This is a genomic window from Enterobacter sp. KB-221C9 (genome assembly GCF_041320715.1).
Taxonomy (GTDB): Bacteria; Pseudomonadota; Gammaproteobacteria; order Enterobacterales; family Enterobacteriaceae; genus Enterobacter; species Enterobacter asburiae_D.
On the sequence record NZ_JBGIWG010000002.1, the window covers coordinates 351,177 to 363,507 of the forward strand.

The 12,331-nt window shown below is 54.3% G+C and carries 12 protein-coding genes; 8 read left to right on the forward strand and 4 right to left on the reverse strand.

Translation table 11 applies throughout. The features are described from left to right. The first annotated feature begins 8 nt into the window (after nucleotides 1–8). From AB8846_RS03755 to AB8846_RS03770, 4 genes are read left to right on the forward strand one after another with little or no spacing between them, the layout of a single operon-like run. Complete coding sequence (locus tag AB8846_RS03755) at nucleotides 9–908, forward strand: hypothetical protein (RefSeq protein WP_331412248.1); 900 nt, start codon at nucleotides 9–11, stop codon at nucleotides 906–908. A gap of 9 nt (nucleotides 909–917) precedes the next feature. After that, nucleotides 918–2,132 (forward strand): PP2C family protein-serine/threonine phosphatase, encoded by a 1,215-nt coding sequence (locus AB8846_RS03760; protein ID WP_370732076.1) that lies wholly within the window; start codon nucleotides 918–920, stop codon nucleotides 2,130–2,132. Next, nucleotides 2,122–2,460: an STAS domain-containing protein gene (locus tag AB8846_RS03765; protein WP_032657000.1), complete on the forward strand. Its 339-nt coding sequence runs from the start codon at nucleotides 2,122–2,124 to the stop codon at nucleotides 2,458–2,460. The genes AB8846_RS03760 and AB8846_RS03765 overlap by 11 nt, the downstream gene beginning before the upstream one ends. Next, a complete protein-coding gene (locus AB8846_RS03770; protein WP_370732077.1) occupies nucleotides 2,461–2,886 on the forward strand; it encodes an ATP-binding protein in 426 nt (141 codons plus the stop codon). A gap of 26 nt (nucleotides 2,887–2,912) precedes the next feature. Here AB8846_RS03770 and AB8846_RS03775 read toward each other — a convergent pair whose 3' ends face one another. Continuing rightward, the gene (locus tag AB8846_RS03775) at nucleotides 2,913–4,403 is read right to left on the reverse strand and encodes a UbiD family decarboxylase (protein WP_370732078.1); all 1,491 of its coding nucleotides are present in this window, start codon (nucleotides 4,401–4,403) and stop codon (nucleotides 2,913–2,915) included. A 111-nt stretch (nucleotides 4,404–4,514) separates the two neighbouring features. Here AB8846_RS03775 and AB8846_RS03780 point away from each other — a divergent pair, with 111 nt between their 5' ends. Next, nucleotides 4,515–5,399 (forward strand): LysR substrate-binding domain-containing protein, encoded by an 885-nt coding sequence (locus AB8846_RS03780; protein ID WP_370732079.1) that lies wholly within the window; start codon nucleotides 4,515–4,517, stop codon nucleotides 5,397–5,399. Here AB8846_RS03780 and AB8846_RS03785 read toward each other — a convergent pair. Both AB8846_RS03785 and AB8846_RS03790 read right to left on the reverse strand, forming a co-directional pair. Next, nucleotides 5,390–6,301, reverse strand: coding sequence for a LysR family transcriptional regulator (locus AB8846_RS03785; RefSeq protein ID WP_370732080.1), 912 nt, complete (start codon nucleotides 6,299–6,301; stop codon nucleotides 5,390–5,392). The genes AB8846_RS03780 and AB8846_RS03785 overlap by 10 nt on opposite strands. A 1-nt stretch (nucleotide 6,302) precedes the next feature. Next, complete coding sequence (locus tag AB8846_RS03790; RefSeq protein WP_370732081.1) at nucleotides 6,303–7,289, reverse strand: MBL fold metallo-hydrolase; 987 nt, start codon at nucleotides 7,287–7,289, stop codon at nucleotides 6,303–6,305. Between the two features lie 252 nt (nucleotides 7,290–7,541). On the opposite strand from AB8846_RS03790, the gene AB8846_RS03795 reads away from it, so the two are divergent. The 3 genes from AB8846_RS03795 to AB8846_RS03805 all read left to right on the forward strand — a co-directional run bounded on the left by AB8846_RS03795 (nucleotide 7,542) and on the right by AB8846_RS03805 (nucleotide 11,455). Continuing rightward, complete coding sequence (locus AB8846_RS03795; RefSeq protein ID WP_370732082.1) at nucleotides 7,542–8,549, forward strand: LacI family DNA-binding transcriptional regulator; 1,008 nt, start codon at nucleotides 7,542–7,544, stop codon at nucleotides 8,547–8,549. A gap of 97 nt (nucleotides 8,550–8,646) precedes the next feature. After that, nucleotides 8,647–10,035: a glycoside-pentoside-hexuronide (GPH):cation symporter gene (locus AB8846_RS03800; RefSeq protein ID WP_370732130.1), complete on the forward strand. Its 1,389-nt coding sequence runs from the start codon at nucleotides 8,647–8,649 to the stop codon at nucleotides 10,033–10,035. A 43-nt stretch (nucleotides 10,036–10,078) separates the two neighbouring features. Further along, nucleotides 10,079–11,455 (forward strand): NosD domain-containing protein, encoded by a 1,377-nt coding sequence (locus tag AB8846_RS03805; RefSeq protein WP_370732083.1) that lies wholly within the window; start codon nucleotides 10,079–10,081, stop codon nucleotides 11,453–11,455. A 97-nt stretch (nucleotides 11,456–11,552) separates the two neighbouring features. Here the strand turns inward: AB8846_RS03805 and AB8846_RS03810 are convergent, their stop codons facing one another. After that, nucleotides 11,553–12,299 carry a 5'-nucleotidase, lipoprotein e(P4) family gene (locus AB8846_RS03810; protein ID WP_370732084.1) on the reverse strand — a complete coding sequence of 249 codons (747 nt, stop codon included), beginning with the start codon at nucleotides 12,297–12,299 and terminating at the stop codon, nucleotides 11,553–11,555. Nucleotides 12,300–12,331: the final 32 nt, after the last annotated feature.

Here is a 12,331-nt window from a genome sequence, read left to right on the forward strand (position 1 = left end):
TGGCGGTTATGCGCGAAAAATGGCTCCTGGCGGGCGTCTTACTCGCCGCAATACCCGCGGCGGATGCGGCGCAGAGCAATGAGAAAGAGACGTTGCGCGATAAGAATGACGAACCCGTTCAGGCTGGCGTCTTTACCAGCCGGTGGGGGCGTTTGTTCTCGGGGAATGACAAGAAATTCTCTGGTGCCCTGAGCTTTAGTTCGGGGCTGAAAGAGCAGATGGTGAGCGTGCCCAATAGCTCGGACAGTGCCGCGCAGGAGAAAAAAATTAACCAGACGCTGAATCTTAGTCTTCAGTATTCCCCCTACAGCTTCTGGTTTGCCAACATTACCTCCCGGCTACCGGTCAGAGATACCAACCGCTACACCGCGGATTTTCGCTACAGCTTCGGCTATGACGACTGGCACGCCAATACGGTTAGCCTGGTATACGGCAACTACGGCGATAACCACTTCTGGACGTCGGGGAGCCGAAGACACACCTATTTCGAACAGGGTGCCTTTACGCTGGCCTATAAGTTTTCGCTACCGAAACCGGTTGAAAACACGCTCCTGATTAATAAAGGAGACTCCATCATTTGCCAGGTCGGGTACAGCTGGGTCCCGCGCTACTACGACCTCAGCAGCGATGACATCCGCAAAAATAAAAACGTCATGCTCGGCGGCTGCGGCTATACCTTCAAACAACATTTCTTCGTTCGCGCAACGGCGTTCTGGTTCCCGGACAGCAGCCAGCAGCAGCCCTGGAACGGCGATTACAGCTACAGCTTCGGCTATGCGGGCTATACGCCGGGATCGTTCTCCGTCCAGTACGCAAACTATGCCGGGACGCGCTATCCGGGACATGGAAACGGTAATGCAAAATTCAGGGAAGGGACCGTGAGTCTCATCTGGTTCTTACCGCTATAGGAGGGATGCATGTCAGCGCTGCACGTGTTAATCGTTGAAGATTCGCTGATTTATCGTCGGTTGCTCTCCCGAATGCTCACCGAGTGGGGGTATATCGTGAGCGAGGCGGAAAATGGCGTTGCTGCGCTGGAAATATTGTCCAGCCAGCCGGTCAGCATGGTGATAAGCGACTGGGAGATGCCGGAAATGGATGGGCTCACGCTCTGCCAGACGATACGCAACCGTCAGTTTGGCCGCTACGTGTATGTCATCCTGCTGACGGCACGCGAAAATGCCGGGGATTTAACACAGGGCTTTGATGCGGGGGCGGATGATTTTTTAAGCAAGCCTGTCGAACAGGCTGAACTACGGGCGAGGCTCCACGCCGGGGTACGTATTTTGACGCTGGAGGCGACCCTCGCGGCGCACAACAAGCGCCTGAGTGAAGCGTTACACCAGATTGAACAAGATCTTGAGCTGGCGGCGCGCGTTCAGCACTCGGTTCTGCCTTCACACCGCTTACGCTTCGGGGACTACTTTTCCGACTGGCTTTTCTTGCCGTCTGCCTGGGTATCGGGCGATGTCTTCAATATTTTTCCTCTGGACTCTCATCTGGGGTTCTATTGCGTAGACGTGTCCGGTCACGGCGTGGGGGCCGCGATGATGTCCCTCGCGGTGGCGCGTCAGTTCCTGCACGGCCGGGTGGTGGACCGATTTTTGTTTACTGCAGAGGGTGGAATTCAGTCGCCTGCTGAGGTCATCAGAATACTGAACAGCCGCTTTTGCAGTGAAGAAAACGACATCACCAGCTATTTCACCATCATCTACGGCGTGATCGACCCCGAAAGTGGTCAGGGGCTGTTGTGCCAGGCGGGACATCCTACTCCCGTGATTGTGAATGCAGACAATGCCGTCACTTCCGTAGGCGAGGGTGGACCGCCTGTCGGGCTGATGCCCGATCTCAGCTGGGAGGATGTCGCTTTTACCCTCAATCCAGGGGATCGCTTATGCTTATTCAGTGACGGCATCACGGAGTGCGAGAATAGCGAGGGCGAGCAGTTTGGCTCGCAACGTCTCGAACGCTGGCTTCATCAGCATGTCCGGATGCCGGTTGAAGAACTCTTGCCGCGGTTCGGTGACCACCTGACCGGCTGGCGCAACGCAAATCGTGATGAACCGACCGCCTTAACCGATGACGTTTCACTGTTAGTGATCGAGCGTCAGGGAGAACAGAATGATTATTAACACTGAACGATTACCGCATGCCAATATTCTCACGCCAGCGGTCCGGCGGCTGGATGCGTCCATTGCCGCGGCGTTTAAGGCTTCTGTCACGGAAGAAATTGGCAGCGATCGTAAAGCCTTGATTGTCGACTTTAGCAAAGTGGATTTTATCGACAGCAGCGGGCTGGGGATGCTGGTGTCGTTGTTTAAGCTGATGAACGGGAAAGGCGAAATGGCTTTATGTTCCCTGAACCCCGGGATCATGAATATGTTCACTCTGACCCGGATGGATCGCATATTCCGCATCTATCCGGATAAAAACAGCGCGCTTGCGCAGCTGGGGCAGTAGATGCAGACGCCGGTGCAGGCAAATTTTCCGGCGGCGCTCGTTTCCCTGACGCCGCTGGCCGGCTGGCTGGGAGACAGGCTGGGCGCGTTTGCCGTTGACGATGAGTGGCGTTTTGCGCTCGATCTCGCCGTCTGTGAAGTGGCAACGAATATCATCCGGCACGCGCTGCATGAGGATGCCTCGCGCGTATTCAGCGTACAGTTCGACATCCGGGACCATAATGTCTGCGTTATCTTTACCGACGCGGGTGATGCATTCCCGCTCGAGAGGCTTGAGGCCGCCCGACGAGACCGCTTCTGCGAAATCTCTCCGTTGCTGGAGAGCGGCAGGGGGCTGATGCTCATTTTGCTGAGCGTCGATCGTTTCTCAGTGGAACGAAAGGCAGGTAAAAATATTGCCACGCTTGAAAAGAAAGTAAGCGTATGACCTCCGGGCCATACGCGTGCTGTTTTCTATTTTGTGTTGGTGGCAAACAGCTCTGGCGCCCACGGACGCGGGTCAACCTCCATAAATGGCGCGCGCTCGAAGCGGTCCTTCAGCGCCCACGGCACCGTGCAGTCGAAGATGGTCTTGCAGGAGATGCCGTTTCCGCGAATCGAGGTGCTGTAATCCGGCGACTGCGACGGATCCAGCTGGTGGCCGCGGATCCCCGGAATATTCGTGATGCTGACATCGCCCTGCATGCGGGTGGTCATCGCCCACAGGATGTCGTCGCTGTCGAAAATATCCACGTCTTCATCGACAAGAATAATGTTCTTCAGCTCCGAATAGGTGGCTAAGGCGATAAGCGCCGCCTGGCCCTGACGTCCTTCGTCTGACGGCTGGCGTTTTTTCACCTGCAAAATACCGAGGAACTTGCCGCCGCCCGCGGTATGCGCATAGACGTTTTGCAGGAAGCCCGGAATGGCCTCCTCAACGGCATTGCGGATGCTGGCCTCCGTCGGCAAACCGGCCAGCGTGGTATGTTCTTCTCCCGGTCCCACCAGCGTTTGCAGGATTGCGTGGTTTCGCATGGTCACCGCTTTCACTTTGATCACCGGCAGAGACGGGTTCGCCTCGCCGCAGTAGCCCGGGAACTCCGGCATCGCGTGGCCGGTATTGGTGTGCTGATCTTCCCTCACGCGCACGCCCGGTAGCAGTTCGCCTTCAATGATGATTTCCGCCCGCGCGATGGCTTTCTCTTTTACCGCCACGCCCTGCACCAGCTCGACCGGCTGCTGGCGCAGCGCCCCGGCGACGCCAAGCTCGTTGTAGCCAAACGGCGTGGTGGGGGCCTCAAAGCACGCGCCGATATAGATGGCGGGATCGAGCCCCATGTTGATGGTCACCGGCAGCGGTTTCCCGGCCTCTTCGGCTTTTTTGCGGAAGACTTCAATATGCCGACCGGCGGCAAGGAACATGGAAAGCTCGTCCCGCTCCTGAACGCAGAGGCGGTGAATGGTGACGTCCGTCAGCGAGCTGTCTTCCGGATCGCTTGCCAGCACCAGCCCCATACAGAAGAACGGGCCTGCATCAATCGGCGTGTTTGTCGGTGCCGGAAGCAGCTTGCGCAGGTCGAAGTCAGGATCGTCAGCGTAGAAGACCTGTTCCTGACAGGGTGCCTGGGATGCAGGGACAACGACGGGTGCCACCGGCTTTTTCACCGCCTGCCCGACGTGTTTTGCCAGTTCAGAGGGTTCGCACCCCAGAAGAAGCGCCGCGCGCTCGCGGCTGGCGTGCATGCCCACCAGAATGCGGGAACCCGGATAGCCCTTCACGCTGTTGAACATCATGGCCGGGCCCGTGCGGGTTGGGCGTTTTACCGTGCCGCCCGCGCCAATATGACGGTAGACTCCCGCCAGCTCCGCGTTGGGATCGACCGGAAAATCGGTTTCGATATACTGCCCTTCGTGGCGCTGCAGCAGGGCGATGGCGCTGCGGAGATCGTTGATCGGGTTTTCCATATTTTCCTCCCTCGTTTGAATACCTCCATTTTTATGGCAATGACCAATAGCATCAATTGCATCATTACTGCAAAATTGATAAGTAAATTCATATCAAAAGGGAGGTGTTCCGTGCAGTTTCGTCAGATGCGCCATTTCATCGTCGTTGCCGAAGAGCTCCACATGCACCGGGCCGCTGAGCGTCTGAATATGGCGCAACCGGCCCTGAGCCAGCAGATAAAGGCGCTGGAAGAACGTTTAGGCGTCACGCTCTTTAGCCGGGCGAACCGCCGCTTAACCCTGACGCCCGCGGGCGACGCGTTTCTGGTGAAAGCCAGGCTCGCCATCTCCCTGACCGAGCAGGCGGTGCTGGACGCCAGGCAAACGGCAAGGGGCGAGCAGGGGGTGTTAAACCTGGGGTGCGTGTCGAGCGCGATGTTCGACGGCAGGCTCCCCGCCGCGCTGCGCCAGATGCATACGCGCTGGCCGGCCATTACCATGTCGCTGGTGACGGGAAACGTGCAGACGCTCTACGCAGCCGTGCAAAGCAACCAGCTCGATGTGGCCATTATCCGGGCGCCGCTGCCGTCGCTGCCTGACGATCTGCAAAGTCGTCCGTTCGCCTCGGAGAAAACGGTGCTGGCGCTGTATCGTCAGCACCCCCTGGCCGAATCGTCCGCGCTGACGCTTTCGTCGGTGAAGGACGAAAAATGGATCTCCCTGCGCGACCCGGAAGGAATGGGGCTGGAACAGTACTTTTATGACGCCTGCAGCGGGGCGGGCTTTCAGCCGGACGTGGTGCAAAACGCGACCGACGTGCCCACGGTGATAAGCCTGGTCTCGGCGGGATTTGGGCTGGCGCTGCTGCCTGCCTCGGCAAAGGTGGTGAGCGTTGAGAACGTCGTCTACGTGGACATCCTCGACCGGCTGCGGGAGAGCGAGCTGACGCTGGTTTGCCAGCGAATTATTCGCTCAGAGGTGCTTAAAAAGTTTCTGGCTACCCTCGATCACGCCTGACGTCCGGCCGCCTGCAGCAGCAGCTCGCGTAGCCAGGCGTTCGCTGGATCCTGACTGTTTTTCGGGTGCCAGTACATGTAGATGGTTATGGGCTGTAGCGGCAGCGGCGGCGGAAAAATATCCAGCGTGCTGGCAAACTGTCGCAGCATCCGTTCCGGTAACGTGCAAACAAGATCGGTACCGGCGACAAGCGCAGGCGCCACGGCATAGCTCTGCGTGGACATCGCGACGTGTCGCTGATAGCCCAGCCCGGCCAGGGTTTGATCGACAAAGCCGGTAAACGGATCCCCCGCCGACGACACCACCAGATGAGAAAGCGCGCAGTAGCTTTCCAGGTCTAACGCACCGTTCCCGCGCGGATGGTCTTTACGCTGGGCGGTGGCAAACGCGTCGTCGAGCAGTTTACGTCTGACCCAGCCGTCATGGGCACCCGCGCTCACGCCGATGTAGATATCGACATCACCGTTTTCCAGCTGCTGCGGCAGTTCGGCCATCTCCGGCAGGGCGAAGCGCAGGCGGATACCGGGAGCATCGGTGCTCACCTGGTTAAGCAGCCCGGTGCCCAGCATCAGCGCCGGGTTTTCATGCAGAGCGATAACAAAGGTCCGGCGGCTGGTGGGGGCATCAAAAGTGGTGGGGGCAAACATCGCGCTGATGCCGCGCAGTACGTTCTCCACCTGAGGCTTAAGCGCTTCCGCTCTCGGCGTGGGCAACACCCCACGTCCATGTGGGGAGGGGATAAACAGCGGTTCGCCAAACAGTGTTCGCAGACGCGCGAGACGGGCGGACAGCGCGGGCTGGCTGATGCCGAGCCGCGCGGCCGCATGGGTGATATTCCTGTCCTGAAGCAGCGCGTCCAGGGTCAGGATCAGGTCTATGTCCATGTCAGAGAGGGGCGTCATCTTATTTCGCGCTGCTGGCGTCCCGGTTGGTATAGGTGACAGGGACCCAGGCATAGCCGCCGTTTTCGCCTTTGGTGACATAGCCGATACCCGGGAACGGCAGATGGGGCGCGGCAACCAGGTCTTTATTTTTCACAAAGTCGGCAAACGCACGTTCGCGCACGCTTGCCGCTTTGCTCTGATCTTCATCGTAGGTAATGGTCACGTCAGGCTGCGGGAACTGGACCGCCGCGGCGTGAATGATGTCGCCGACGAAGGTGATCTTCTCGCCTTTGCTTGTCAGAGTGTAGAAGGCTGACCCCGGCGTATGGCCGGGATGGACCGTGCCGGTCAGCCCCGGGAGAATGTCAGATGTGCCGCTAAACGGCACCACCTTACCGGCGTCAAGATAGGGTTTTAAGGTTTTCTGCGCGACGTCAAAGTAGTTCTTTCCGTAGCCGGTTTTTTTCTGATTCTCGTCGTTAAAGAAAAAGTCGACGTCCGGTTTGCCAACAAAAACGCGCGCGTTGCTGAACACCACCTTGCCGTCTTTCACCAGGCCACCGGCGTGGTCGGAGTGGGCGTGGGTCAGCAGGACTTCAGTAATGTCCTCGGGTTTAATCCCCTGCGTGGCGAGGCTCTCAATCAGACGTCCGCCGTTGCCGGGGCCAAAGAGCTGGCCTGATCCCGTATCTACCAGAATTTTATGTCCGGGCATCGCAATCAGGAACGCGTTGATGGACACCTCGGCCGGACTGGTCTGGAAATTTTTCGCAAGCAGCGCATCAATTTTTTGCGGCGTTGTCCGGCGCAGCAGCTTGTGCAGATCCTGCGCGACGGTCCCGTCCGTAAACGAGGTAACCAGAACGTCGCCGACCTGAACGCTGTATCCGCCCGCCGGTTGTTTAACGACGTGCTGAGGCGTCTCTGCCGACGCCTGAAGCGCAGGGTAGAAAAGCAGTGAACTGGAAATCAGCGTGGACAGAGCAAGTTTTTTCACGGTAAGCATACGAGTCTCCTTTGAAAGCGCTCATCTTACTTCTTCGTAAAATTATAAGAACCTGCCCAGAAATGATAGGACCTATAAATGGGCTGGATAGGTCCAGTGGAAAAACGGCGGCTAACGTTTCGCAACGCGAATGGAAAAATGAGAGCGTGAACCGGAATTCATGTAACGAAACAACATGTGAACTGGCTTACATTTTTGACCTCTATCACACTTTATAGTGACGTCACCGTGTAGAGGGTACATTTCATCATTATGGCTTCCATTAAAGACGTCGCAAAAAAAGCTGGAGTATCAACAGCTACCGTATCGCGGGTGCTGAACAATCACCCCAGCGTGGTGCCCGAGACGCGTCGGGCGGTACGTGATGCGATGGATTACCTGTGTTATGTACCCAATAAAAGCGCGATTCAACTGAGCGGTAAGTGCTCAGGCCTGATAGCCGTCGTGCTGCCGAATCTGGTCAACCCGCATTTCTGCGAACTGCTGGCGACGTTTGAGGAAGAAGCCCGTTACATTGGCAAAACGGTGATCGTTAAAACGCATCAGAACCAGCCGCAGCAGGATAAACAGATCGTTCATACCCTGATCGGGATGGGAATTGACAGTTTGCTGTGGGTGCCGACGGAAGCGGAAGCTGAACTGGCGGAGTGGCTTACAGCAACACACATTCCGGTTGCCGTGGTGACGCAGGTTTCCCGTTTTTTTAACTCGGTGTCGATTGATCAGAGCAAAGGCGCGGAAAAAATTGCGGAACATTTTATCCAGACCGGACATACCGCATTAGGTTTTATTGCACAGGAGGGCGTAGACAATCGAAAAGTATCCGCCTGGAGTAAAAAAATCACCGGACACGGCATAGCACATAATCCACAGAACCAATTCTGGATACCAAAAGGTGAGGGTGAAAAAATATCAGGTCATATCAGTATCCTTGACGATATTATAGAAAATTTAGCCAGCCGAAGAGCGGTATGTACGGGCCTGATGATCTATAACGACGTCGCTGCCAGCTATATTATTGACGGGTTAAATGCCAAGGGGTTATGCATCCCACAGGACATTGCCATCGTGAGTTTCGATAATACGCTGCTGGCGCAGACCAAGAAAATTACCAGCGTCGCGCAGCCGATAAATGAAATTGCGCATCTGGCATTTCAGATGGTCAATAATAACAAGCAGGAAAGTATCGAAATGGTTGAAATCGACTCTCGCCTGATTATTCGTGAGAGCAGCATTACCCTTAATATCACTACGCTTTAAGTATTTATTAATCACATGCAACTCGAAGAGGGAATGTTTCCCTGATTTCGGATGATAAAGCTTGCTTTGTATTTATTATCAATATCTAAGGATATATATGACAGCCGCAGATAAACACAGCGCTTATGAAAAATTGAGTCTGAAAGAAAAGATCGGCTATGGTATGGGCGATGCAGGGTCATGTATGATCTGGAGCGTGCTGGCGCTATATCTGACCTGGTTTTATACCGACGTGTATGGCCTTGATGCCGGTATTGTTGGTACCCTTTTTCTGGTAATCCGTGTTTTCGACGCCTTCAGCGACCCCGTCATGGGCGCAATTTGTGACCGTACCCGAACCCGCTGGGGTAAGTTCCGGCCGTGGTTATTATGGATGGCCGTACCGTTTGGTCTGGGCGCGGTATTGATGTTCACCACGCCGGACCTGAGCATGAACGGGAAAATTATTTATGCATGGGTTACCTATCTGATTATGTCGTTGATTTATACAGCGATAAATATCCCGTACTGCTCGGTTGCTGGCGTTATTACGCTTAATCAGAAAGAGCGTCTGGGCTGTCTTTCATGGCGCTTCTTCCTCAATGGCCTCGCCACGCTGGTTGTATCTTCTTCTATTTTGCCGTTAACCGACTGGCTGGGTAACGGGAATAGGGCCTCTGGCTTTCAACTGACCATGATGATCATGGGGGGAGCCGCCACATTAATGTTCTTGTTCTGTTTTTCCAGTATTAAAGAGCGTGTGGTCTCGATTAAGACCAATGACTCTTTAAGAAAGGATCTTAACGACATCATTAAAAATGACCAATGGCTGTTGATGATCTCCATTACCTTCCTGAACGTTTTTCCAGCATTCATTCGCGGGGCAGTCACCATCTATTACGCCACCTATGTGATGCAGGCCTCCGTAGGATTTATCACCTTCTTTATGGCTCTCGGCGTGGCCTGCAATATGCTGGGTAGCGTCATTGCTAAACCGCTGACCGATCGTTTTGATAAAGTTAAACTCTTTCGCATTATTAATATTATTCTCGGCATACTTTCCTTTGCCCTGTGGTTTGTCGATCCGCATTCATTAACGCCGCTACTGACGCTCTTTTTTGTCATAAATATTCTGCACCTGATTCAGTCTGGGCCAATTCTGTGGGCCATGATGTCCGACGTCGACGATTATGGCGACTGGAAGTTTGGTAAACGGCTGACCGGTATTTCTTTTGCCGGGAATCTTTTCATGCTGAAAATGGGACTGGCTGTCGCCGGGGCTATTGTCGCGTGGATATTGTCCTGGACCGGTTATGTTGCGAATCAGGCTCAACAAAATCCGCAGACCCTCCAGGGCATTATTATGATGTTTTCGTTATTGCCGATGGTGAGCTATTTCTTTAGCGCGTGGATAGTGCGTTACTTCAAGCTGAATAATACCTTCCTCGAGAAAATAAAAGTCGAGCTAGCAAAGCGTGAACTAGAAACAAACCCTACTTACGCGTAGTAATAAACTTGTTGAATATTAATTGATCGAAAGGATTTTACACATGTCCAGTAATAATTATTACGATGTCACAGAGTGGAATGCAGGTAATCCATATGATGATATTGGTGAAGTGATTAATAGTATTATCGCAGATATTAAGAGTCGGCAAACAAATACCGATGTGAATGAAGGCGGTAAACCCGGCGCGGTGATTTATATTCCACCAGGTGATTATCATCTTCTGACGCAGGTTGTCATTGATATTAGTTATCTAAAAATCATGGGGTCCGGGCATGGTTTTACGTCTTCCAGCATTCGCTTTAATACCCCAGAAAGCGACTGGCCAAACTGGCATGAATTATGGCCAGGTGGCAGCCGTGTCCTGGTGGATATGTCACCCGAAGAAGGAGCCGAGGAATCTGCTGGAGCCGCATTCTATATTGCGCGCAGCGGTGATCCGCGGATAAGCTCGGTTGAGTTTGCTGATTTTTGCATCGACGGACTGCACTTTGTTGACGACGGTTCTGGAAGCAATGATCCGGAGAACAGCTACCTTAACGGCAAGACCGGCATCTACATAGCCAGCGCACAAGACTCCTTCCGCATCAGCGGTATGGGTATGGTTTATCTTGAGCACGGCGTGACCATTTATAATGCTGATGCCCTGGCTATCCATAACAACTTCATCGCGGAATGTGGTAATTGCATTGAGTTGCGTGGTTCCGGTCAGGCTTCAAAAATCACCGATAACCTGATTGGTGCGGGCTACAGAGGCTACTCTGTTTACGCTGAAAACTTCGGCGGCCTTTTAATTACCGCCAACAATATATTCCCGCGCGGAAAAAGCAGCGTGCATTTCTCCGGGGTGGTTCGCTCCTCAATCAGCAGTAACCGATTCCATTCCTTTTACCCAGGCATGCTGGTCATCGAAGAAGGCAGCGCTGAAAACCTTGTATCGTCAAACCATTTCTTCCGCGAGCGTGAACCCTGGGGGCCGATGCAGGGCTACAATAACGGCTTAGATGATTTATATGGCCTGCTGTATATCAGCGGTGATAATAATTCCGTCATTGCCAACCATATTTCCGAAACAATTGATACGCAATATATAACCCCGCCGGATGCTACTCCGGTCATTATTCGGGTGGTGTCGGGTAAAGGAAATTATATTTCTGACAATCATATTGTCGCCACAACCGAAACCACTGTTGAGGAGGCAGCGGCAGACGCCAGCGCGTGTTTCGCTACGCAGGTGAGTGCGTTACTGGCGACCGATGGTCTTGACGCGCTGACGGTGACAACCGTCCAGATTGAAGCGGCTTCGGTACAAAATACCGTGCTGGATTCAGGCACTAACGCTCAGGTAGTGATGGATAAAACTGCGAATGCCTTCAGAGCGACACCTACGCCTGCGAGCAAGATGTTGATGAATATTTAGCATCCCAGAAGATGTGAGTATCGCCCGGCGGCGCTACGCTTGCACGGGCCTACATTCCGTATATAGGCCGGGTAAGCGCAGCGCCACCCGGCAAAATTCATGGCTTCCAGCTGTCCGGCGTGGCTTTCGACCAGGAGCCATAAGCGGCATTAGGCAGCACAATCCAGTCGTTACCGAAGTGTTCCGCGCTGGCCTCAACCAGCTCACGCTGCTGCTCGCTCGGCTTTTTGTTTTTAAACTGCACGGCGAAATCCGGCAGGCTGTCGCCAAACAGCATCACGATCTGCTGTTTTTTGAGGATGCTCTGGCGACGCTCTTCCTTGCTGACCGTATCCAGAAGCACGCTTTCATCGGACACCTGCGGAAGTCCGAGGGCTTTTAACGTCCTGAGCGTATCGGCTTTATTTTCCTGCATGCGGTCCGAGACGTAGTAGATACGGACCTTGCTTTGATTCACATGGTCAAGAAACGCCTTCGCTCCCGGAATTAAGCCGGGCTTTCCCCGTTTCTCCCAGTCGCTCCAGGTGTCCCATTTTGTAAAGTCGTGACACTGCTCCGTGTCGCGCACCAGCAGAGGGGTGTTGTCCAGTACCGTTTCATCCAGGTCCATGACCACGGCGTAATTTTCAGGCGTTTTCAGATCTTTTAACTTTTCGTTAAAACGCTCGGTGGCAAACCGATACGTCTGCAGCTGAAGGGCCATAATCTCTGCCGATTTCTGCTGATAGCGCAGCGCCATTTCGTACGCTTTGGGTTCACACAGGTCGCGCCCGGCGGCCGTCGCCGCTGCCGTTGCACTCAAAACAGGTAATGCCAGCAGTAATGCCTTAGCCATTGAATTCACACTTCTTTCCTCAACACCGTGGTTAAAATCAC

Bases quoted from the DNA above. Each gene is read 5' to 3' on its own strand.
- AB8846_RS03790 (WP_370732081.1), bottom strand. From the start codon at position 7,289: ATGCTTACCGTGAAAAAACTTGCTCTGTCCACGCTGATTTCCAGTTCA.
- AB8846_RS03770 (WP_370732077.1), top strand. From the start codon at position 2,461: ATGCAGACGCCGGTGCAGGCAAATTTTCCGGCGGCGCTCGTTTCCCTG.
- AB8846_RS03800 (WP_370732130.1), top strand. From the start codon at position 8,647: ATGACAGCCGCAGATAAACACAGCGCTTATGAAAAATTGAGTCTGAAA.
- AB8846_RS03765 (WP_032657000.1), top strand. From the start codon at position 2,122: ATGATTATTAACACTGAACGATTACCGCATGCCAATATTCTCACGCCA.
- AB8846_RS03795 (WP_370732082.1), top strand. From the start codon at position 7,542: ATGGCTTCCATTAAAGACGTCGCAAAAAAAGCTGGAGTATCAACAGCT.
- AB8846_RS03785 (WP_370732080.1), bottom strand. From the start codon at position 6,301: ATGACGCCCCTCTCTGACATGGACATAGACCTGATCCTGACCCTGGAC.
- AB8846_RS03760 (WP_370732076.1), top strand. From the start codon at position 918: ATGTCAGCGCTGCACGTGTTAATCGTTGAAGATTCGCTGATTTATCGT.
- AB8846_RS03755 (WP_331412248.1), top strand. From the start codon at position 9: ATGCGCGAAAAATGGCTCCTGGCGGGCGTCTTACTCGCCGCAATACCC.
- AB8846_RS03775 (WP_370732078.1), bottom strand. From the start codon at position 4,403: ATGGAAAACCCGATCAACGATCTCCGCAGCGCCATCGCCCTGCTGCAG.
- AB8846_RS03805 (WP_370732083.1), top strand. From the start codon at position 10,079: ATGTCCAGTAATAATTATTACGATGTCACAGAGTGGAATGCAGGTAAT.